This window comes from Hydrogenophaga palleronii (assembly GCF_031457455.1).
Lineage (GTDB): Bacteria > Pseudomonadota > Gammaproteobacteria > Burkholderiales > Burkholderiaceae_C > Hydrogenophaga > Hydrogenophaga palleronii_A.
On sequence record NZ_JAVDWU010000002.1, the window covers coordinates 339,467 to 360,105 of the forward strand.

Annotated in this window: 16 protein-coding genes; 11 read left to right on the plus strand and 5 right to left on the minus strand. The window is 63.4% G+C overall.

All coding sequences use genetic code 11. The features are described from left to right. The first annotated feature begins 1 nt into the window (after nt 1). From J2W49_RS06170 to J2W49_RS06200, 7 genes are all read left to right on the plus strand, one after another. Nucleotides 2-1,168, plus strand: a complete 1,167-nt coding sequence (locus tag J2W49_RS06170; protein ID WP_310313791.1) for an MFS transporter — start codon at nt 2-4, stop codon at nt 1,166-1,168. A gap of 102 nt (nt 1,169-1,270) precedes the next feature. Beyond that, a complete protein-coding gene (locus J2W49_RS06175; protein ID WP_310313026.1) occupies nt 1,271-4,102 on the plus strand; it encodes a monovalent cation/H+ antiporter subunit A in 2,832 nt (943 codons plus the stop codon). 2 nt (nt 4,103-4,104) lie between these two features. Beyond that, nucleotides 4,105-4,440 (plus strand): Na+/H+ antiporter subunit C, encoded by a 336-nt coding sequence (locus tag J2W49_RS06180; RefSeq protein ID WP_310313793.1) that lies wholly within the window; start codon nt 4,105-4,107, stop codon nt 4,438-4,440. Next, nucleotides 4,440-6,092: a monovalent cation/H+ antiporter subunit D gene (locus tag J2W49_RS06185; RefSeq protein ID WP_310313029.1), complete on the plus strand. Its 1,653-nt coding sequence runs from the start codon at nt 4,440-4,442 to the stop codon at nt 6,090-6,092. Before J2W49_RS06180 ends, J2W49_RS06185 begins: the two co-directional genes overlap by 1 nt. Continuing rightward, nucleotides 6,089-6,637 carry a Na+/H+ antiporter subunit E gene (locus tag J2W49_RS06190; protein ID WP_310313032.1) on the plus strand — a complete coding sequence of 183 codons (549 nt, stop codon included), beginning with the start codon at nt 6,089-6,091 and terminating at the stop codon, nt 6,635-6,637. Before J2W49_RS06185 ends, J2W49_RS06190 begins: the two co-directional genes overlap by 4 nt. Continuing rightward, nucleotides 6,634-6,909 (plus strand): K+/H+ antiporter subunit F, encoded by a 276-nt coding sequence (locus tag J2W49_RS06195; protein WP_310313035.1) that lies wholly within the window; start codon nt 6,634-6,636, stop codon nt 6,907-6,909. The genes J2W49_RS06190 and J2W49_RS06195 overlap by 4 nt, the downstream gene beginning before the upstream one ends. Nucleotides 6,910-6,918: 9 nt before the next feature. Next, nucleotides 6,919-7,260 carry a Na+/H+ antiporter subunit G gene (locus J2W49_RS06200; RefSeq protein WP_310313037.1) on the plus strand — a complete coding sequence of 114 codons (342 nt, stop codon included), beginning with the start codon at nt 6,919-6,921 and terminating at the stop codon, nt 7,258-7,260. Here J2W49_RS06200 and J2W49_RS06205 read toward each other — a convergent pair. Continuing rightward, entirely contained in the window at nt 7,199-7,876 is a 678-nt protein-coding gene (locus J2W49_RS06205) for a TetR family transcriptional regulator (protein ID WP_310313041.1), read from the minus strand. The two genes, J2W49_RS06200 and J2W49_RS06205, sit on opposite strands and share 62 nt — an antisense overlap. A 223-nt stretch (nt 7,877-8,099) precedes the next feature. Here J2W49_RS06205 and J2W49_RS06210 point away from each other — a divergent pair, with 223 nt between their 5' ends. From J2W49_RS06210 to J2W49_RS06220, 3 genes are read left to right on the plus strand one after another with little or no spacing between them, the layout of a single operon-like run. Next, complete coding sequence (locus tag J2W49_RS06210) at nt 8,100-9,302, plus strand: efflux RND transporter periplasmic adaptor subunit (protein ID WP_310313796.1); 1,203 nt, start codon at nt 8,100-8,102, stop codon at nt 9,300-9,302. A gap of 12 nt (nt 9,303-9,314) precedes the next feature. Beyond that, nucleotides 9,315-12,470: an efflux RND transporter permease subunit gene (locus tag J2W49_RS06215; RefSeq protein ID WP_310313044.1), complete on the plus strand. Its 3,156-nt coding sequence runs from the start codon at nt 9,315-9,317 to the stop codon at nt 12,468-12,470. Continuing rightward, nucleotides 12,463-13,887 carry an efflux transporter outer membrane subunit gene (locus tag J2W49_RS06220; protein WP_310313047.1) on the plus strand — a complete coding sequence of 475 codons (1,425 nt, stop codon included), beginning with the start codon at nt 12,463-12,465 and terminating at the stop codon, nt 13,885-13,887. The genes J2W49_RS06215 and J2W49_RS06220 overlap by 8 nt, the downstream gene beginning before the upstream one ends. Before the next feature lie 134 nt (nt 13,888-14,021). Here the strand turns inward: J2W49_RS06220 and J2W49_RS06225 are convergent, their stop codons facing one another. The 3 genes from J2W49_RS06225 to efp form a co-directional block, all read right to left on the minus strand. Beyond that, on the minus strand, nt 14,022-14,894 hold the full coding sequence (locus tag J2W49_RS06225; RefSeq protein WP_310313049.1) for an LOG family protein: 873 nt from the start codon (nt 14,892-14,894) through the stop codon (nt 14,022-14,024). Nucleotides 14,895-14,934: 40 nt separating this feature from the next. Further along, nucleotides 14,935-15,813, minus strand: a complete 879-nt coding sequence (locus tag J2W49_RS06230; RefSeq protein WP_310313051.1) for an AEC family transporter — start codon at nt 15,811-15,813, stop codon at nt 14,935-14,937. Nucleotides 15,814-15,890: 77 nt separating this feature from the next. Beyond that, nucleotides 15,891-16,445 carry an elongation factor P gene (gene efp / locus J2W49_RS06235; protein WP_304913231.1) on the minus strand — a complete coding sequence of 185 codons (555 nt, stop codon included), beginning with the start codon at nt 16,443-16,445 and terminating at the stop codon, nt 15,891-15,893. Nucleotides 16,446-16,782: 337 nt separating this feature from the next. On the opposite strand from efp, the gene J2W49_RS06240 reads away from it, so the two are divergent. Further along, nucleotides 16,783-19,413, plus strand: a complete 2,631-nt coding sequence (locus tag J2W49_RS06240) for an FG-GAP-like repeat-containing protein (protein ID WP_310313054.1) — start codon at nt 16,783-16,785, stop codon at nt 19,411-19,413. Between the two features lie 29 nt (nt 19,414-19,442). On the opposite strand, the gene earP is transcribed toward J2W49_RS06240, so the two are convergent. Beyond that, entirely contained in the window at nt 19,443-20,597 is a 1,155-nt protein-coding gene (gene earP, locus J2W49_RS06245) for an elongation factor P maturation arginine rhamnosyltransferase EarP (RefSeq protein WP_310313057.1), read from the minus strand. Nucleotides 20,598-20,639: the final 42 nt, after the last annotated feature.

Consider the following 20,639-nt stretch of genomic DNA (forward strand, 5'->3'; position numbering starts at 1 on the left):
CCTGCGCGCTGCGCTGGCGCGATTCATCGCGGCACAGATCTGCCTTCACGCCTGCATGACGGGTTTTCGCATGGCCGCGCCGCTCATGGCGCTGCGTGAGGGGCACAGCCCTGCTGCGGTGGGTGTGTTGCTGGCGCTTTTTGCACTGGCCACGGTGTTCATCGCCTTGCCGGCCGGGCGCTACGCGGACCGACGCGGCCTCCGAAAGCCGGTAGCGATCTCGGTGGGGGTGGCCTCGGTGGGCGCGGCGCTGGCGGTGGCCTTTCCTGTTTTTGCGGTGTTGTGCGTGACCGCCTTCGCCTGTGGCGCGGCCACGGGACTTGCGATGATCGCGCTGCAGCGCCATGTGGGCCGGCTCGCTCAAGGCCCCACCGAGCTCAAACAGGTGTTCAGCTGGATGGCTATCGGACCATCGATCTCCAACTTCCTGGGCCCTTTTGCTGCCGGTGTGATGATCGACAGCTTCGGCTTTCGGGCTGCCTTCCTGCTGCTCGCCCTGTTGCCTTCCCTGGCATGGTTCTGGGTGCGTCACACCGTTGAACATGCGCCTGTGGATCCTGGGCTTCGTCAGTCCAGTGGCTCTTCATGGAACCTGCTGCGCGACAAGGGGTTTCGGAGGCTGATGACTGTCAATTGGTTGCTTTCCTCATGCTGGGATGTGCACACCTTCCTCGTGCCGGTGCTGGGCCATGAGCGCGGCCTGAGCGCCACGGTGATCGGCTCCATCCTGGGCGGTTTTGCCCTGGCCGCCACCGCCATCCGGCTGGCGATGCCCTGGCTGGCTGCCCATCTGCGCGAATCGGCGGTGATCACTGCGGCCATGCTGGCAACCGCCGCGCTGTTCGGCCTGTATCCCTTTGCACAGGCTGCGTGGGCGATGGCGGTGCTCTCGGTGTTGCTGGGGGTGGCACTGGGCTCGGTGCAGCCGATGATCATGAGCACGCTGCATCAGATGACGCCGCATCACCGCCACGGCGAGGCCCTCGGCTTGCGCGCCATGGCCATCAATGGGTCGAGTGTGGTCATGCCCTTGCTGTTTGGATCGGCGGGAGCCTTGATTGGCGTGGGGGCAGTGTTCTGGCTGGTGGGATCAGCTGTTGGTCTGGCCTCGCCCCTGGCCTGGTCCTTGCGAACGCCGCCCAGCGCACCTGAACGCATTCAGTCCTGATCCGAAGCCGGGCAGGGCGGCTGCGCCACGGGCTTGGTGGAAGCCACAACAGGGCCGCAAAAATTTACTTTTAGAATCAACGGTTAACCTGAAAGACATGCCGTGCTGTTGCTCATTGTTCTGCTGCCGCTCCTGTTGGGTACCTTGTCGACCATTTGGCTGGGGTCGAAATCCCGTTTGTTGACTGCCTTGGCCGCTGGACTGGTCACTCTGGCCAGCTTCGTGTTGCTGGTCTCCCATGCCCCGGCCGTGATGTCGGGTGAGGTGGTGATGAACAGCTGGCAGTGGGTGCCGGAGATTGGTCTGAACCTGGTGTTCAGGCTGGACGGGCTGTCCCTGATGTTTGCGGGATTGATCCTGTTCATCGGATTGCTGATCGTCATCTACGCCCACTTCTATCTCAGTCTGAAGGACTCGGTGGCCAAGTTCTACAGCGAGATGATGCTGTTCATGGCGGCCATGCTCGGTGTGGTCCTGTCCGACAACCTGCTGCTGCTGGTGGTGTTCTGGGAGCTCACCAGTCTGTCGTCCTTCCTGCTGGTGGGGTACTGGAGCCACCGTGCCGACGCAAGAGCAGGCGCCCGGCAGGCGCTGGCCGTGACCGGTGGAGGCGGCCTGGCCATGCTCGGTGGCTTTGTGTTGCTGGGCCAGATTGCGGGTACCTACGAAATTAGCGCCATGCTGGGTCAGGTGGCACAGATCCAGGCCGATCCGATGTTCGTGCCCGCGCTGTTGCTGATCTTGCTGGGCTGCTTCACCAAGAGTGCACAGTTTCCGTTCCATTTCTGGCTGCCAGACGCCATGGCGGCGCCCACGCCGGTGTCGGCCTACCTGCACTCGGCCACCATGGTGAAGGCCGGGGTGTTCCTGCTGATGCGCCTGTATCCGATCCTGGCTGGTTCAGGCTGGTTCGAGGTGATTGTCACCACGACCGGCTTGGCAACGATGATGTTTGCGGCCTTCATAGCGATCTTCAAGCACGACCTCAAAGGCTTGCTGGCGTATTCCACGGTGAGCCACCTCGGGCTCATCACTTTTCTGGTGGGGCTGGGCTCGCCGTTGGCTGCGGTGGCGGCGGTGTTCCATGTGCTCAACCACGCCACCTTCAAGGCCTCGTTGTTCATGATCGCAGGCATCGTTGATCATGAAACCCATTCCCGCGACATGCGCAAGCTCGGCGGCCTGTACAGCCTCATGCCCTGGACTGCCACGCTGTCGATGGTGGCGGCGGCCTCCATGGCCGGTGTGCCGCTGACGAACGGGTTCCTTTCAAAGGAGATGTTCCTCACAGAAGCCGTGGTGGGCACGGCTGGCCTGTGGAGCTTGCTCGTGCCGGTGGCGGTGACGCTGGGCAGCATCTTCAGCGTGGCCTATTCGGTGCGCTTCATTCACGACACCTACTTCAATGGACCGATCGGCGATGTGCCGAACCCGCATCCGCACGAGCCACCGCTGGGCATGAAGTTGCCGTCGATGCTGCTGGTGGCCATGTGCATCGTGGTCGGCCTCTTGCCCGCGCTCACCTTCGGCCCCCTGGTCGATGTGGCTGCCACCGCGCTGGCCGGCAAGCCATTGCCTGAATACCACCTGGCGATCTGGCACGGCTTCAACCTGCCGCTGCTCATGAGCGTGATCGCGCTGGCAGCGGGCGCTGGCCTGTACTTCTGGCTCGCCCGTGGCAGGTGGCTGCATCGAATCAGTTCCGAAGACTGGTTTGGTCCGGCCACGGGGCGTCAGATGTTCGACGGCGTCATTGACGGGCTGTTTGCCGTGTCCGGCCGGATCTCGGAGCGGCTTGAAAATGGGTCGCTGCAAAGCTATGTGGCGTGGTTGCTCGGTGTTGCGCTGTTGCTGGCCGGCATCCCCCTGGCCAACAGCAACATCGGTACCGGCGGGCGGGAATTGATGGCAGCATCTCCACTGGCCATCGCGGTCTGGGTGCTTCTGCTGGCGACTTGCATGGCAATAGCGCTCACGCACCGCGAGAGGTTTCAGACGGTGGTGCTGGTGGGTGTGGTGGGATTGGTCACCGCACTTACCTTCGTGAGCCTTTCTGCCCCCGATCTGGCATTGACCCAGCTTTCTGTGGAGGTGGTCTCCACGGTCCTGCTTCTCATGGGGCTGGCCCTGCTGCCGCAGCGGTCTCCCAAGGAGACGAAATCCATTCACCGAATCGGCCATGCGGGCTTGGCGCTGGCAGCCGGTGCGGCCATGGCTGGCATTGCCTGGGTGGTGCTCACGCGCGACTTCGAGTCCATCTCCTGGTACTTCCTCGAGAAGTCCATGCCGGTGGGTGGCGGTACCAATGTGGTCAACGTGATCCTGGTGGACTTCCGGGGCTACGACACGTTTGGTGAAATCACGGTGCTCGGCATTGCAGCGCTGGGCGTGCTTGCACTGATGGAGGGCATGCGCACGCGCCGGCCCGCAGCAGACCCTGACGGGCGCGCCTGGACCTTTGCCGCACAGCCGCTGCTGCTGCGCGTGGCAGCCTCGGTCGTGCTGCCGCTGGCGCTGGTGTTCACCATCTACATCTTCATGCGCGGTCACAATCTGCCCGGCGGCGGCTTCATCGCCGGATTGATCACGGCGGTGGCACTCGTCCTCCAGTTCATGTCGATGGGCCAAAGCAAGGCCGAGTCCTTGTTGCGGGCGCATGCAGGTCGCCGTTTTGTTGTCTGGATCGGTTCTGGTCTGGGCATCGCCGGGCTGACCGGGGTCGGCGCGTTCCTGTTCGGCCGGCCGTTCCTGACCAGCGCGCATGGTCACCCGCACGTGCCTTGGCTTGGTGAATTGCCGTTTGCTTCAGCCGCGCTGTTCGACCTCGGGGTCTATTTCACCGTCGTGGGTGCGACGCTGTTGACCATCTCGGTGCTGGGCTCTGTTTCGCGCGAAAGCCCCGCGCCCGTTCAATCTTCCGGGAGCGTTGCATGAGCATGGAATTCCTGTTGGCTTCCGGCATTGGCTTTGTCACGGCCTGTGCGGTGTACCTGATGCTGCGCGGGCGCACTTTTTCTGTCGTGCTTGGCCTGTCGCTGTTTGGCTACGCTGTCAACGTGTTCCTCTTCGCAATGGGCCGCCTGTGGACCAACGCCCAGCCCATTCTGGTGGGCGAGGGGGCCGTGGCCGATCCGCTGCCGCAGGCGCTGGTGCTCACGGCCATCGTGATCGGTTTTGCCACCACCGGTTTCGTGATCGAGCTCGCCTTGCGCAGCAGCCATGAAAGTGGCACCGATCATGTCGATGGCCGTGAACCCGGAGGGCGCAACTGATGTGGAGTGTGATCAGTGCTTTCTGGCTGCAGCACGCACCTGTGCTGTCGGTGCTTCTGCCGACTTTCACCGCGATCCTCATGCTGCTTGTTGGGGACCCGTCGGGCGTGTCGGCGCAGGGCGGTGCCCATGACGACACCCGCCTGCGCTGGCGTCGGCGACTGGCCATGGGCTCGGTATTGCTTGGCGCCTTCATGGCAGCCAGTCTGGTCTGGCATGCATCCAAGGGCGAGTTGCTGGTCTACCAAATGGGCGAATGGCCTGCGCCGTTCGGCATCGTGCTGGTGCTTGATCGCCTTTCGGCCCTGATGGTGCTGCTCACTTACGCGGTGGCCGTGCCCGCCATGTGGTACGCCACGGGCGGCTGGGACTGCCGTGGACGGCACTTTCACGCCCTGTTCCAGTTTCAGCTCATGGGTCTGTGTGGCGCCTTTCTCACGGGCGACATGTTCAACCTGTTCGTGTTCTTCGAAGTGCTGCTCATCGCTTCCTACGTGCTGCTGGTGCACGGGCAAGGCAAGGAGCGATTCCGCATGGGTGTGCACTACGTGGTGCTCAATCTCGCGGCGTCGGGGCTCTTCCTGATCGGCCTGGGCATGGTCTATGCCGTCACCGGCACACTCAACATGGCGGATGTGGTGTTTCGTGTCGGGCAGCTCACGGGCGATGCCGCATTCCTCGCGCGCGCTGCGGCGCTGGTGCTGCTGGTGGTGTTCGGCCTGAAGGCCGCCCTCGTACCCCTGTACTTCTGGCTGCCCGCGACCTATGCGTCGGCGAGCGCGCCTGTGGCGGCACTGTTTGCCATCATGACCAAGGTCGGTGTCTACAGCATCATCCGTGTGCACTGGGGTGTGTTTGGTGTGGAAGCCGGTGAGGCCGCGCTGGCGGTGCAGGACTGGCTGTTGCCGCTGGCGCTCACCACGAGCGTGCTCGGCGTGCTGGGGGCACTGGCCGCACATTCCATGGCACGGCTGGTGGCCTACCTCACCGTGTCCTCCGTGGGCACCATCCTGGCGGGCGTGGGTCTTTTCACGACCGGCACCCTTTCTGCCGCTCTCTATTACACGCTGCACAGCACCGTGGTGATCGCGGGACTGTTTCTGCTGGTGGAGCTCATGGCCTCACAACGCGGAGAAGCGCAAGACAGGTTGCGCCCTGCGGTGGCGGTGCGAGAACCGCTGTTGCTCGGCCTGATGATGATCTTCGGCGCCGCTTCGGCAGCGGGCCTGCCCCCGTTGCCTGGGTTTCTGGGCAAACTGATGGTGCTGGAAAGTGCTTCGGGCCTGCCCGCCCAGGCCTGGGTCTGGACCGTGGTGCTGTTGGTCGGCTTCTTCTCCATCGTGGGACTGGCCCGCGCCGGTGTGGTGGTGTTCTGGCATGTGCAACCGGCGCAAGGTGAGAGCAATGGTGCCTCGGGCTCCAGTCTCAAGCTGCTGTCAGCCGTGTGGGTCATTATGCTGATGACGGTGGCCATGGCCGTGCTGGCGTCGCCCATCAAGCGCTACACCGATGCGGCTGCCGCCCAACTCGCCGATCAGGCCCTTTATGTGCGCGCCGTGCTGGGCCCTGATCGCGCTACCACGCCCACCATGCGACCCTACGACGGCACGCGACCCGAGCCAGCCGTCAAGTCAACGGAGGACCGTCCATGACCGAACCCGCAACCGCGCCTCGATTGCCCGCATCCAGGGCGACATGGTTGGCCCACCCGGTGCTTTCCGTGCTGCTGGGTGTGAGCTGGCTCGCTCTTTCGCACAGCCTGGCATTGGTGCACCTGCTCTCGGCCCTGCTCATCGGGTTGATCGTGCCTCGCCTGTTGCACCCCTTTCTGGCGCCAGCGAACCGAATCGACTGGATAGCGGCACTGCGCCTGAGCGCGGTGGTTCTCAAGGACGTTGTGCTGTCCAACATCACCGTGGCGCGGCTGGTGCTCGGCCCCATGAGCCGTCCGCAGCCCGCCTGGTTGCCTGTGCCCCTGGCCACCGACCATCCCCGCATCAATGCGCTGTTTGCCACCATCATCACCACCACGCCGGGCACCGTGTCGTGCGTGGTTGACGAGCAGAGGCATGTGATCCTGGTGCACGCGCTCAATTGTGATGACGCCCAGGCCATGATCGACGACATGAAGAACCGTTATGAAGCGCCGCTGATGCGGATCTTTGGCCAGCAGGGCCGTACCGGGAGCAACACATGAGCATTCTTGGCATTGCCCTGAATATTGCGCTGGCCGCGATCACCGTCTCTCTGTTGTTGTGCGGGTGGCGGTTGTTGTTCGGACCTGAAACCACTGACCGCCTGCTCGCGCTGGACACGCTCTACCTGAACACCGTGGCCCTCATCGTGGTGCTGGGCATGCGCTGGAACACGCCCTTGCTGTTCGAGGCGGCCTTGCTGGTGGCCATGCTCGGATTTGCGTCCACCGTGGCTTTGGCGCGCTACCTCAGCCGCGGCGACGTGGTCGAATAAGGAGACGACATGAATCCCCTGATCGAATGGACAGCCGCCGCCCTGATCGTGATCGCTGCCTTTTTTCTACTGGTGGGTGCACTTGGCCTGGCGCGACTGCCCGACTTCTACATGCGCCTGCACGCGCCGACCAAGGCGTCCACCCTTGGCGTGGGCGGTGTGTTGATTGCTTCCATGCTGGTTGCCGCCAGTCAGGGACGCCCCGGCATCGCCGAATTGTTGATCACCTTGTTCGTGTTCGTGACGGCTCCCGTGTCAGCCAACCTCATGGCCCAGGCGGCGCTTCACCTCAAGCTGGCATCTCGTGCGCCGGTGCCGGCTGATGCGGTGCCTGAGCGCCGGAATGACTGAAGCCCAGGCCCGCAAAGTAAACATCCACTGTGTCGCGCCCGCTTTCTTCAAGGTCGAAGGCCTGCGGGTCCAGCAACCAGTTCTGGATCAGGCCGTCGATGATCACATGCAGGCCCAGTGCTGCAGTGGAGAGCGGGATCGGAAGCAGGATGCCCTCTCGGACCACCGCTTCATGCAGGGCTTTCTCGGTCATTGCGACACACTGATTGCGCACCTGAAGGTGACGGTCTCGCACGGCCTGCATTTCCGTCACGTATTCCACCTTGTGCGTGGCCACCTCAAAAACGCGCCGGGTCTGTTCGTCCGTGGCGGTCTGCCGAAGCGCGGCCATCATCAAGTCGCGCAGTGAGAGCAGGGGATCGTCAATCGTACTGGCGTTGCACGCCGTACCTGCCAGCGTGGATTCCAGCGGCATGGTCACACGCTCCATCATGGCGTTGAACAGGTCTGCCTTGTCCTTGAAGTGCCAGTAGATCGCGCCGCGTGTGGTGCCTGCAGCCACTGCGATGTCGTTGAGCGAGGTGCGCGAGACGCCATTGGCCTGAAATAAAAGTTCGGCAGCATCCAGCAGGCTGTTGCGTGTGGCCAGTGCGTCGGCTTTGGTTCGACGAACCATCGTGTTTCTCCGGTTGGCTTACAGTTTTGTCATGGGCGGGACTATACATACATTCGTGCATGTATGTATACTTTGCCGCTTTGCAATAGCACAAGCTGTCAGGGTATACCCTGTGGTCGTGCGGCTTCCACCTTCTATCCCAAGGACTCTCATGCCCGCCTTGAGCTTCATCAAGACCGTGCCCATCCTGCGCATCTGGTCTGCTCCGCTGCCTCCGCCTCAAATGGCTCGTGGCTTGTCTGTGATGGCCTTGTCTGCCGTGTTGGTGGCCTGTGGGCAGAGCGCTGCGCCCGAAGGTGCGGCGCCTGCGGGAGGTGGCATGCCTGCGCCCGAGGTCGGTGTGATCACGGTGACCCCGGGCGACGTCGGGCTGGTGACCGAGCTTCCCGGCCGTCTTGAAGCCTCGCGTGTCGCCCAGGTTCGTGCCCGGGCGGCCGGCATTCTTCAGGAACGCTTGTTCCGCGAAGGCAGCGACGTGAAGGCCGGGCAGGCCCTGTTCCGCATCGATGCGGGGCCCTATGCAGCAGCATTACAAAGTGCCCAGGCCTCGCTGGCCCGCGCTGAGGCCAACAAAGCACAGGCCACGGCGCTGGCCGAGCGTTACAAGCCCTTGGTGGCCGAAAACGCCATCAGCCATCAGGAGTTCGCCAACGCCGAAGCGGCGCAGAAGTCGGCCGAAGCCGATGTGGCCGTGGCCAGGGCCGCCGTGCAGACCGCCCGGATCAATCTGGGCTACGCCAACGTCACGGCGCCCATCGCCGGTCGCATCGGTCGCTCGCTGGTGACCGAAGGCGCGCTGGTGGGGCAGGGCGAGGCCACGCCGCTTGCGGTGATTCAGCAAGTTGACCCGATGTTCGTCAACTTCACCCAATCGGCGGCAGAAGTCATGGCGCTGCGCCGTTCGATGCAGGCGGGGCAACTCAAGGCCGCCGGTGCAGATGCGGCGAGCGTGCGGCTGGTGCTGGAAGACGGCAGCGAGTATGACAAGCAGGGCCGGTTGCTGTTCTCGGACCTGACGGTGGATTCGGCCACGGGTCAGATCACTTTGCGCGCTGAAGTGCCCAATCCGGGCGGCGCGCTGCTGCCAGGTCTGTACGTGCGCGTGCGCCTGGAGCAGGCCACGGCCGGCGACGCGGTCACCTTGCCCCAGCAGGCGGTGACGCGCACCGCGCAGGGCGACACGGTCAGCGTGGTGGACGCCGAAGGCAAGATTTCACGCCGGTCGGTCAAGGTGGGTGGCCAGCAGAATGGCCAGTGGGTCATCCGCGAAGGGCTCAAGGCCGGTGAGCAGGTCATGGTCGATGGCTTCCAGAAGCTGCAGATGATGCCGCCCGGTACCCCTGTGAAGGCGGTGCCCTGGAAGCCCCAGGGAGCGGAGGCGCCTGCGAAAGGTGAAGCCCCCGCACCGGCCGGCGCGACGAGCTAAGGAGCGCCCCACATGGCGAAGTTCTTCATTGACAGACCCATCTTTGCGTGGGTGATTGCGCTGTTCATCATGGTGCTGGGCGGCGTGTCCATCACCCAGTTGCCGATCGCACAGTACCCACCGGTGGCACCTCCTGCCATCGTCATCAACGCCAGTTATCCGGGTGCTTCGGCGGCCACGCTGGAAGACAGCGTGCTGTCGGTCATCGAGCAGGAAATGAACGGCTCCCCGGGCCTGATCTACATGGAGTCGGTGGCGCAGGCCAACGGCACCGGCAGCATCACGCTGAGCTTTGAGACCGGCACCAATGCAGATCTGGCGCAAGTGGATGTGCAAAACCGCCTGTCACGTGCCACGCCCCGGCTGCCGGCAGCGGTGACGCAGCAGGGCGTGCGGGTGGACAAGTCGCGCAGCAACTTCCTGCTGTTTGCCATCCTTTCCAGCGACGATCCGGCCTGGGGCCCGGTGGCCCTGGGTGATTACGCCTCGCGCAGCGTGGTCCCTGAACTGCAGCGGCTGCCCGGTGTGGGTCAGGCGCAGCTGTTCGGAACCGAGCGGGCCATGCGCATCTGGATCGACCCGACAAAGCTGCTGGGATACAACCTGAGCGCGGCCGACGTGGCGGCAGCGATTCGGGCACAGAATGCCCAGGTGTCTGCAGGCGAAATCGGTGCACTGCCCAACGTTGCGGGACAGAGCATCGCCGCCACCGTGGTGGTCAACGGCCAGCTGAGCAATGTGGAACAGTTTGGCAACATCGTGCTGCGAGCCAACACCGATGGCTCCACCGTACGCCTGAAAGACGTGGCGCGCATCGAACTCGGTGCGCAGGCCTATGCCACTTCAGCACGCCTCAATGGCAAGCCTTCCACCGGTATCGGTGTGCAGCTCTCGCCCAGTGGCAATGCGCTGGCTACCGCCGATGCGGTGCGCGCCAAGATGACCGAGCTGGAGAAATTCTTTCCCGAAGGCATGAGCTGGTCGATCCCCTACGACAGCTCGCGCTTCGTGAAAATTTCCATCCAGCAAGTGGCCATCACACTGGCAGAAGCCGTGGCGCTGGTGTTCCTGGTGATGTTCCTGTTCCTGCAGAACTTCCGCTACACCATCATCCCCACCATCGTGGTGCCGGTGGCATTGCTGGGTACGTTCTCCGTGCTGCTGGCGATGGGTTTTTCCATCAACGTGCTGACCATGTTCGGCATGGTGCTGGTGATCGGCATCGTGGTGGACGACGCCATCGTGGTGGTGGAAAACGTCGAGCGCATCATGAGCGAGGAGGGTTTGCCCCCGCTGGAAGCCACCCGAAAAGCCATGGGCCAGATTTCGGGCGCCATCATCGGCATCACCGTTGTACTGATTTCGGTTTTTGTGCCGTTGGCGTTCTTCGCCGGCTCGGTGGGCAATATCTACCGCCAGTTTGCCGCCGTGATGGGGGTGTCGATTGCGTTCTCGGCTTTCATGGCGCTCTCGCTCACGCCGGCCCTCTGTGCCACGCTGCTCAAGCCGGTGGAAGCCGGTCACCACCACGAGAAGAAGGGCTTCTTCGGTTGGTTTAACCGGGGCTTCTCCCGTACCGCCAAAGGGTACGAGCGCGGTGTGGCGGCCTTGCTGCCGCGCGCTGGTCGCACGCTGGTCATCTACGCCGTGATCATCGGTGCGGTGGCCTGGGTCTACAACCGTCTGCCCACTTCGTTCCTCCCCGGTGAGGATCAGGGCACCATGCTGGTGAACGTGCAGTTGCCACCGGGCGCCACACAGGAGCGCACGCTGGAGGTGATGAAGCAGGTCGAAGGCTTCATGCTGCAGCAACCGGAAGTGCAGAGCATGGTCGGGGTGCTGGGCTTCAGCTTCTCCGGGCAAGGACAGAACGCGGCGCTGGCGTTCGTGACGCTCAAGGACTGGGCCGAGCGCTCGGACCCCGGCAGTTCGGCACAGGCGCTGGCGGGGCGTGCGTTTGGCGCGCTCTCCGGTGTCCGTGACGCCTTCATCTTCCCGCTGAGTCCGCCACCAATTCCGGAGCTGGGTGCCTCATCCGGCTTCAACTTCCGGTTGCAGGATCGCGCTGGTCTGGGTCGTGAGGCGCTGCTGGGTGCTCGCAACCAGTTGCTGGGCATGGCGTCCCAGAGCAAGGTGCTGACTCAGGTGCGCCCTGACGGCCTGGAGGACGCGCCCCAGCTGCAGATCGACATCGATCGCGACAAGGCCAATGCCCTGGGCGTGGGCTTCGATGCCATCAGCGGCGCCATTGGTACGGCGCTCGGGTCCAGCTATGTGAACGATTTCCCCAATGCCGGACGCCTGCAGCGCGTGGTGGTACAAGCCGACGCACCCGCGCGCATGCAACCCGAGGACCTGTTGCGCATCAACGTGCTCAACAGGCAGGGTCAGGCCGTGCCGCTGTCGGCGTTCGCCACCACAAGCTGGATCACCGGGCCCATGCAGACCGTGCGCTACAACGGCTATCCGTCAATGCGCATCAGTGGCAGCGCGGCACCCGGCGCCAGTACCGGCGCGGCAATGGCCGAGATGGAGAAGCTGGCTGCCCAGTTACCCCAGGGCATGGGCTTCGAATGGACAGGCCAGTCGCGTGAAGAGAAACTGGCCGGCTCCCAGGCCATGGTGCTGTATGCCTTTGCCATTCTGGCGGTGTTCCTTTGCCTGGCCGCGCTGTATGAGAGCTGGACGATTCCGCTCTCGGTGATTCTGGTGGTGCCGCTGGGTGTGCTGGGGGTGTTGCTGGCCACGATGCTGCGCGGCTATTCCAACGACGTGTATTTCCAGGTGGGCCTGATCACCATCATCGGCCTCTCGGCAAAGAACGCGATTCTGATCATTGAGTTCGCCAAGGACCTTCAGGCCCAGGGAAAGAGCGTGATCGAATCGGCCCTGGCCGCTGCCCACCTGCGGTTCCGGCCCATCGTCATGACCTCGATGGCGTTCACGCTGGGCGTGGTGCCGTTGGCCTTGTCGTCCGGTGCCGGCTCGGCCAGCCAGCGTGCCATTGGCACGGGTGTGATCGGTGGCATGGTCACCGGCACCATCCTCGCCGTGGTGTTTGTTCCGATCTTTTTTGTCGTGGTGCGCACGCTGTTCAAGGGCAGCGACCGCCAGCGCCGCTTGCATGCGGCCGATGCCGAACACATGGGAGTGCACAGCGATGCATGAATCCACTGGTCCCAAGTTGCGCACAGCGCTTTCGCTCGTGGCGGCGGCCGTCCTGGCGGGCTGCTCGTTCATTCCCACCCATGAGCGCCCCGCGGCGCCGGTGGCTGATGCTTATCCCTCACTCGGGTCGAATGCCGGCACGCAGGCCACTGCGCCAGCCCTGGCCTGGACCTCGTTCGTTGGGGATGCCCATCTGCGTGAGCTGATCGCGCTGGCGTTGGCCAACAACCGCGATCTGCGTGTGGCCACGTTGAACATCGAGCAGGTGCGCGCACAGTACCAGATCCGACGTGCCGATCAGTTACCGTCTTTGGGGCTTGCCGCCAGCGGCAATCGCCAGCCCGATGGCAACGGTGGTATCAGCAGTACCTACAGTGCCGGCCTGGCATTGAGCAGTTGGGAGATTGATTTCTTCGGGCGTATTGCGAGTCTGAAAGAGGCGGCGCTGGCGCAGTACCTCGCGAGCGAAGAGGCACAGCGGGCTGCTCAGACCAGCCTGGTGGCGGCGGTGTCCAGCACCTGGTTGAGCCTGCAAAGCAGTGACGATCTTCTGGCGCTCACGCAGCGAACACTGGCCACCCGGGAGGACTCACTGCGTCTGACGAAGCTGCGTTTTGACAACGGCGCCACATCGGCGCTGGATTTGCGCCAGGCCGAGTCGCTCACCGCCGCAGCCCAGGCCTCGTTCGCTCAACAACAGCGCCAGCGCGCGCTCGACCTGAATGCACTTACCCTGCTGGTGGGGCAACCCATCCCGGCCAAGCTGCTCGAACCGAGCCAGCCAGCCGCATCCACCGGTGAGGGCGGTACTGCGATGCAGCCCTTGTTGAGCGATGTGCCTGCGGGCCTGCCGTCCGACCTGCTGGAGCGGCGCGCCGACATTCGCCAGGCGGAACAGCAACTCATTGCAGCCAACGCCAACATCGGTGCCGCGCGGGCGGCTTTTTTCCCGCGCATTTCGCTCACGGCCAGTGCAGGCACCGCCAGCAGTGAGTTGTCCGGCCTGTTCAAGGACGGGTCATGGGGTTTCACCTTGGCGCCGCAGGCGCTGTTGCCGATCTTTGATGCAGGGCGAAACCGGGCATCACTCGAATCGGCCAGGGTCGGTCGCGACATCGCCGTCGCCCAATACGAAAAAGCCGTTCAGACCGCCTTCCGCGAGGTCGCCGACGCGCTGGCGGGACAAGCCACCCTGGGTGAGCAGCTGCGCGCTCAGCAGGTCCAGGCCACCGCAGAGGCCGAGCGCTTCCGTCTGGCTGAATTGCGGTATCGCAATGGCGTGGCCAGTTTTCTGGATGTGCTGGATGCGCAGCGATCACTCTTCGGCACCGAACAGGCGTTGGTGCAAACCCGCCTGGCTCAACAACAGAATCAGGTGGCGCTCTATCGGGCGCTGGGCGGAGGCTGGTCCGAGTAGGTGCAGTCGGGTTCGCACCGTTGCTGCTCTAAAAAAAGCCGCTCTCTGATCCGTTCAGGCAGCGGCTCTTTGTTTTGCTTCGGAGAAGTTTGCACGCCAGGATGATGTGCCCATCCTCGCGTCTGGCAGCCGGGTCAGACCTTGGGGAGGTCGTAGAACTGCTTGACCGTTTCCCACGCGGTCTGCGGGTCGTCCACGTAGTTGAACAACTGCAGGTCTTCTGGCGAAATGGTGCCTTCCTCGACCAGCACATCGAGGTTGATCAGGCGTTTCCAGTAGTCGCTGCCGAACAGCACGATCGGTACCGGCTTGGCCTTCTTGCATTGCACCAGCGTGATCACCTCGAACAGTTCGTCCAGGGTACCGAAGCCACCGGGAAAAGCGACCAAGGCCTTGGCGCGCATCATGAAATGCATCTTGCGCAAGGCGAAGTAGTGGAACTTGAAACTCAGTCGCGGTGACACGTAAGGGTTGGCGGCCTGCTCGTGGGGCAGGGCGATGTTCAAGCCGACGTTGAGCGCGCCTTCGTCGTGCGCGCCGCGGTTGGCTGCCTCCATGATGCCGGGGCCGCCACCGGTGCAGATGAACAACTGGTCTTCCTTAGGGCATGCCTTGCTGTAGCGCGCCACGATGCGTGCGAACTCGCGCGCTTGATCGTAGTAATGGGCGTTGCGCACCAGCGCCTTGGCGCGCGCAATGTCGCGGGGTTCGCCGCTGCGCTCTGCGCGAACCAGCTGTTCTGCAGATTCGGCGGCGTCGCGGAAGCGGGCGCTGCCGAACACCACGATGGTGTTCTCGATGCCCAGGTCCTGTTGTGCCAGATCGGGCTTGAGCATCTCCAGTTGAAAGCGCATGCCACGGGTTTCCCGGCGCAGCATGAATTCGGGGTCCGCGAAGGCGAGCCGGTAAGCGTCTGCCTGCAGGGGGTGACCATCGTTGGCATGGGCCTGCAGCTCGGCCCAGGCATCTGCCAGGCGGCGTTCGTTGATGTCTTGTGTGGCTTCCATGAATTGACTCCTGACGTTGATCGAAATGAGGGGGCGCGGCTCAAAGGCTGAGTGCGAGCGCCAGCGGTACAAAGACGATGGCCAGCGCATTGCCCAGCATGATCATCGCACCAACCTTGTCCGGCTCCTGGTGGTAGCGGTCAGCCAGCATGAACTGCATCACAGCAGGGGGGAGGGCAGCAAACAACAGGAGCTGGCCTTTGGCTGCGCCTTCCAGCCCCAGTGCCCAGACCAGTGGCAGACCGATCGCCAGACCGATCAGCGGGCGAGCCAGGGCGCCCAGCATGCCCATGCCCAGTCCTGCGCGCGTCAGTGCGGTCAAGCGCACACCCAGCGCGAACAGCATCATGGGCAGCAGTGCATCGCCCAGCAGCTTCAGACCCGCCATCGCCACATCGGGTGGCCTGATGTCGGTCATCGCGCTGAGGAAGCCGAGTGCCGTGGCGATCATGAGCGGACTGAGCAACAGGTCGCGCGTGCGGGCGTGGCTGCTGGTGATGCGCGCACCAATCGAAAAGTGCAAGAGGTTGCTGACCGAGAACAGCGCCACAGCCGCACCGAAGTTCGCCGAGCCAAAGGCCAGCAGCGCCAGTGGTAGCCCCATGTTGCCGCAGTTGTTGAACATCACCACCGGCACCAGCGTTCGGGGCTGCGCACCGAAAGCACGCGCGATGGGCCATGCAATCAGGCCACTGCCCAGGATCAGGATGGCACCACCGATCAGCAGGGTGGCGTGTTCGGAGATGTGGAAGTCTTTCGCAGCGAGTGCCGAATACACCAGCACCGGCGCCAGCACATCGAGCGCAACCCGGTTGAACACCGTCATGTCGGGGTCGCTGCGGCGGGCGTAGCCAAAGCCGATGGCCACGATCAGGAACACCGGGAGGATGACGTCGGTGATGCGCGCGATGAGGTCCATGCAGGCTCAGCGGTGAGAGGGAAAATCAAAAGGCTCCCGCAGGAGCCTTCAGTGATGTCAGCGAGATCGTTAATCGATCAGACCCGGCGGCGGTATTCACCCGTGCGCGTATCGATCTCGATCTTGTCGTCTTGTGCCACAAACAGCGGCACCGCGACTTCAAAGCCGGTGGCGATCTTGGCGGGCTTGAGCACCTTGCCGGAGGTATCACCCTTGACGGCGGGTTCGGTCCAGGTCACCACGCGTTCCACGCTGGTGGGCAGCTCGACCGAGATGGCCTTGCCGTCATAGAACACCACTTCAACGGTCATGCCATCTTCGAGGTAGTTCAGGGCGTCGCCCATGTTCTCGGCTTCCACCTCGTACTGGTTGTAGTCGGCGTCCATGCACACGTACATGGGATCGGCGAAGTAGGAGTAGGTGCACTCCTTCTTGTCCAGAATGATCTGGTCCATCTTGTCGTCGGCCTTGCAGACGACTTCAGTGGCCATGTTGTTGAGCAAGGCCTTGAGTTTGAGGCGCACGGTGGCAGCACCACGGCCGCCCCGGCTGTACTCGGTTTTCAGCACGATCATCGGGTCCTTGCCGTGCATGATGACGTTGCCGGCGCGGAGTTCTTGAGCGATTTTCATAGGATTCCATCGGTTGGGCCGCGCGTTTCCTGAGTGGCCATGCGGCCCCTGGAACGTGGGTGGTGGTCGCGATCTGTGCGGCGAGGCAGATGCAGAAGGATCAGCCGGTAGACCCGGGCTGGTCCGCAAAACCCGCTATTTTAGTCGACGCATCCGGTGTGGCATAGCGGGGCAGCTTTCCAGCGTTTCGTCGGCTTGCGAGCTCATGAAGACTGCGCAGACGGTGGGATTTGGCGGATCAAAGGTGCCCGGCAGTAGTAGTTATTTAGTTACACTGTTGGCGGCCGCCAGACGCCATGCTGGTCGCATCCATTCGCAAGATTCGTCAGGAGGGCGCATGCAGCTGAAAGTTGGGTTGTTTCGGGGTTTCTGCCTCTTGGCGGCGGCGCTCCTCGCCGCTTGTGGTGGTATTGAAGGTGGCGAGAGCACAACCACACCCACGGTGATGCCGGTACAGGTTGCCGATGGCAGCCAAGGGGGTGGTATTGAAGAGCCGGTCGACGGCGAGTTCCCTTCTTTTCAGCCTGGTGTGGGCGCAGAACCGGTCGACGACACCGACACAGCGCTGAGCCAGGATTTTGAATCGGAAAGTGCAAGCTCGTATCCGGTGGCCGCGGCCAGATCCGGGGGGCGGTCGCCCATGCAGCCACGCGAACTGGCGTTGGCGCCGCAGGCGAATGTCGTGCAACTTGGTGCACTGTCGGCTGCGGAATTGACCAGCTCGCAGGACGAGAGTGGCAAACCCAGCGACGAGATGCAGCAGCGGCTGGTGCGTACGGGTGTCGGGCGCAGGCTGTCGCCGCAAGTCTCGGCATTGACCCGAAGCGAAGGTTCGAATTGGAATTGGCGCACCTTGCCCGACGGCTGGCAGGTAGGTTCGCTGGCCGTGAATACCGGCGATGCCAAAGGCGTCCGGCTGGGTCTTCAGATTGACGCGCTGCCTCCCGAAGCCCTGCTGCGTTTCTACGCACCGGAGGCGACTACCATGGTGGAGTTGCCGGCATCGCAGGTCCTGGCTCGAATGCAGGCCAAGCAGCAGGCCGGCGCGTTGCAAGGCGGTAGCACCTACTGGGCGCCCGCCTCGGCCGGGTCGGTGGGTGTTGTCGAGGTGGCAGTGCCCCCGGGTGTTTCTACGTCGGCCGTGCGCCTGAGCGTGGACCGGGTCATCCACATGGTGATGAGCACGGAAGAGGCGTTTGACCGGAGTACAGAGAAACGTCGGGAAGGCAATTTCTCTGGTGCGTGTCAACGCGACTTTGTGTGCGGGGGGGCTACGCCGCAAGTGGCAGACGCCGCGCTGTTTCTGGATTTTGTGCGGTACGACAAGTTCGGCTTCATGTCGAACTATTTGTGTTCCGGCATGCTGGTGGGCGAAAGTGCACAAACCAATGCACCCTATGTGCTGACGGCCGACCACTGCATCGGCACGGCGGCAGGCGCTTACGACACCGACGCCTACCTGTTCTTTCGCTCCACCACTTGTGGCGGTTCCACCGTGGATTCCCGCTATGCACTGTTTGCAGCAGGTCTCGAGTACCTGTATTCTGAAACCGTTCGCAAAGGGGCCGACATGGCCCTGTTGCGTCCTTTCGATGGCAACTACCACGTGCCAGCCGACGGTCTCACGCTCGCGGGCTGGAGTGCGGCCACACAAACGGGCACGCAAGCCGTGGTGGGGCTGCACCACCCCGGTGGTGACCACTTGATGCGCAGCCTCGGATTTGCATCGCCCGCCCGTTCCAGTAATTTCCTTCGCGTTCTCTGGCACGAAGGAGCGACTCAGGGTGGAAGCAGTGGCTCTGCTTTGCTCAATGCCCAAAACCAGGTGATTGGTACCTTGTGGGGTGGTTTCTCGGCGTGCAACTTGGCTGGCACGGCGGGCAATGGCCTGCCCGACGAGTATGGCCGTTTTTCCACGGCCTATTCCCGCGGCTTGCGCAACTGGCTGCACACCCCCACCCGGCCGCTGGTCATGGTGGCGCGCACAGGCCACACCACCGGTCCGCGCGAGCTGGTGCTGCGCGACCTGCGGGCCAGCCCGCTCGGGCGCACCGCCTACCAGGCCGCCCGTCTCAACGGTACTGCCAATGGCCTCAGCGAGGACGACACGTGGCGCTCACCAGCGGTTTTCCAACCGCTGGAATATGGAACCGCGAAAATCGTGGCGGTGCAAGACATTGACGGCGATGGTCGTGACGACGTGGTGCTGCGCCGCCCGGGCCTGTTTGGCACCGAAACCCTCAGTGTGCTGCAGGAACGTGACAACGGCGGCGGGACTGAGACCGGCGAGTGGCTGCTGCACGCCCGAATGGACCGCAGCATCAAGGTGCTAGGTCTGGGCGACTTTGATGGCAATGGCATCGCCGATCTGGCGCTCTACGATCCTCGCCAGCGGCTGATGCAGTTGGTGCTGCTCTCTCGTAACGGTTCAGGCAACTATGTCCCTGATCTCGTGGACTTCCTCTTTGGCTTCACAGACCTGAATGGGCGACTGATCACCACGTTCGCGCCGGTGGCAGTGGGTGACTTCAACGGCACGGGCCGCGCACAGGTGCTCTTCCGGAACAGTCGCATGCCGAAGGAGGCCCACTTTGTCCATTGGCAGGGCGACACCTTGCCCAATAATCCCTTCCTTTTGAGCGTGGGCGCGCTGAATCTGGCAGGAACCCTGGTCGCCACACCGGACATAGACGGCGATGGTCGGCCGGATTTCGTTTTCAACAACCGGGGCGCGATCCGCTATTCACTCAGCCAGGGGACTGGCTTGGCATTCACCATGTCGGCACATCAAACGGCCCTGACGGCCCTGCCATCCGGATTCCAGTTGGCGGCAGTGACCGACGTCAATGGCGATGCGCAAGCCGAGCTCGTTCTGCGCCGCACAAGCAATGGCGAAATCCGCATTGCAAGTAATCCGGGCACAGGCATCTGGACGCCACAGACGGTGTCGCTGATGCCGTCACCTTGACGGTGGGCCTTGCCTTCGTGTGAAAGGACTCAGGTCCTTTGCGCGGCTGCTTGCTCCACGAAGCTCAGCAGTTGTTCCGCCAACGAGGGCTGGCGCAACAGCCGCACCCGCGCTGACTCGACCGTCGTTTTCCACTCTGCCAGACTGGCGGGATCGGGCCAACGCAGGGTTTCAGCAGGCGCTCCACCGTTCCAGGCGAGATGGAATTGACGCAGGTCGTCTGGCGCTAGCAGCCAGTCCAGAAAGGCTGCGAGCTTGATCAGGTGGGCGCCCTCATCTTGCGGATACAGCTGCCAGACAAAAGGCCTGCCGGCCCACAGCGCGCGCACCAGCGAATCTTCTCCGCGCACAAAATTCAGATCGCACCCCCACAGCAGCTCATCGAACCCCGCCTGATCCTGAAGGGGCAGGGGATGCATGTGTTCGCCTGATGCCCAGGGTGCGGATACCTTTCGCATGCGCAGGGTTTGCACGGCGGCTGCGGCACGGCCAGGTGTGATCAACCAGTGCACTGCCCGGTCCCGATGCGCTGACTGGAGTAGCGCCATTTCGAGCGCCTGAGGTTCATAACAAAACAGGCTGACCGCCAGTGCATCTGTTGGGATCTGCATGCGCGCGCGCCATGCTGCTGCGCTGAACGACCCGCGCCTCGCCTCCAGATCGGGCTCGCGCAACAGCCCACCCGTGGCGGCCGTGAACCCGGGAAAGAAAAACCATTTGCCCAAACCTTTCAACGGTCCGCTCATCACCGGTGATGGCAGGCCGTGCGAGCGCTCCACATACGGCTCGGCGCTGAGGTATTCGAGGTTGATCCACGCTGGCGGCGTTACGCCCGTGGCAAGATGGGCTGCCAGGGCCTCTTGTGCCTCTTCGGGCGGGTGGCAGCCGAAGGTTTCCACCCAGACCTGGGCGGGTGTCAGTGACTCGCACAAACCTGCTGGCAGCGGTGTGGTCCACGGAATCACCTCGATCCAGGGGTGTGTGCCTTCCAATGCGCCCGGCGCCATCCAGCGCAGCGGTTCGGGCTGGTCCATCCAGAGCCGGATGTGTTGTCCTCTCGCAGCCAGGTTGGTGGCCAGGCGCCAGCACACACCGATGTCGCCCAGGTTGTCCACCACATGGCAGAACACATCCCACGTGGGACGGTCGTGGTTGGCAAGCGTGACTCTGGAAGGATGAACCATGGCCGTGATCTTGCCGCATTTCAAACTGGCCCACCTGCCATG

Coding starts and splice junctions, on each gene's coding strand:
- J2W49_RS06230 (WP_310313051.1), bottom strand. CDS start 15,813: ATGGACCTCATCGCGCGCATCACCGACGTCATCCTCCCGGTGTTCCTG.
- J2W49_RS06190 (WP_310313032.1), top strand. CDS start 6,089: ATGACCGAACCCGCAACCGCGCCTCGATTGCCCGCATCCAGGGCGACA.
- efp (WP_304913231.1), bottom strand. CDS start 16,445: ATGAAAATCGCTCAAGAACTCCGCGCCGGCAACGTCATCATGCACGGC.
- J2W49_RS06205 (WP_310313041.1), bottom strand. CDS start 7,876: ATGGTTCGTCGAACCAAAGCCGACGCACTGGCCACACGCAACAGCCTG.
- J2W49_RS06210 (WP_310313796.1), top strand. CDS start 8,100: ATGGCTCGTGGCTTGTCTGTGATGGCCTTGTCTGCCGTGTTGGTGGCC.
- J2W49_RS06200 (WP_310313037.1), top strand. CDS start 6,919: ATGAATCCCCTGATCGAATGGACAGCCGCCGCCCTGATCGTGATCGCT.
- J2W49_RS06180 (WP_310313793.1), top strand. CDS start 4,105: ATGGAATTCCTGTTGGCTTCCGGCATTGGCTTTGTCACGGCCTGTGCG.
- J2W49_RS06195 (WP_310313035.1), top strand. CDS start 6,634: ATGAGCATTCTTGGCATTGCCCTGAATATTGCGCTGGCCGCGATCACC.
- J2W49_RS06185 (WP_310313029.1), top strand. CDS start 4,440: ATGTGGAGTGTGATCAGTGCTTTCTGGCTGCAGCACGCACCTGTGCTG.
- J2W49_RS06240 (WP_310313054.1), top strand. CDS start 16,783: ATGCAGCTGAAAGTTGGGTTGTTTCGGGGTTTCTGCCTCTTGGCGGCG.
- earP (WP_310313057.1), bottom strand. CDS start 20,597: ATGGTTCATCCTTCCAGAGTCACGCTTGCCAACCACGACCGTCCCACG.
- J2W49_RS06225 (WP_310313049.1), bottom strand. CDS start 14,894: ATGGAAGCCACACAAGACATCAACGAACGCCGCCTGGCAGATGCCTGG.
- J2W49_RS06215 (WP_310313044.1), top strand. CDS start 9,315: ATGGCGAAGTTCTTCATTGACAGACCCATCTTTGCGTGGGTGATTGCG.
- J2W49_RS06220 (WP_310313047.1), top strand. CDS start 12,463: ATGCATGAATCCACTGGTCCCAAGTTGCGCACAGCGCTTTCGCTCGTG.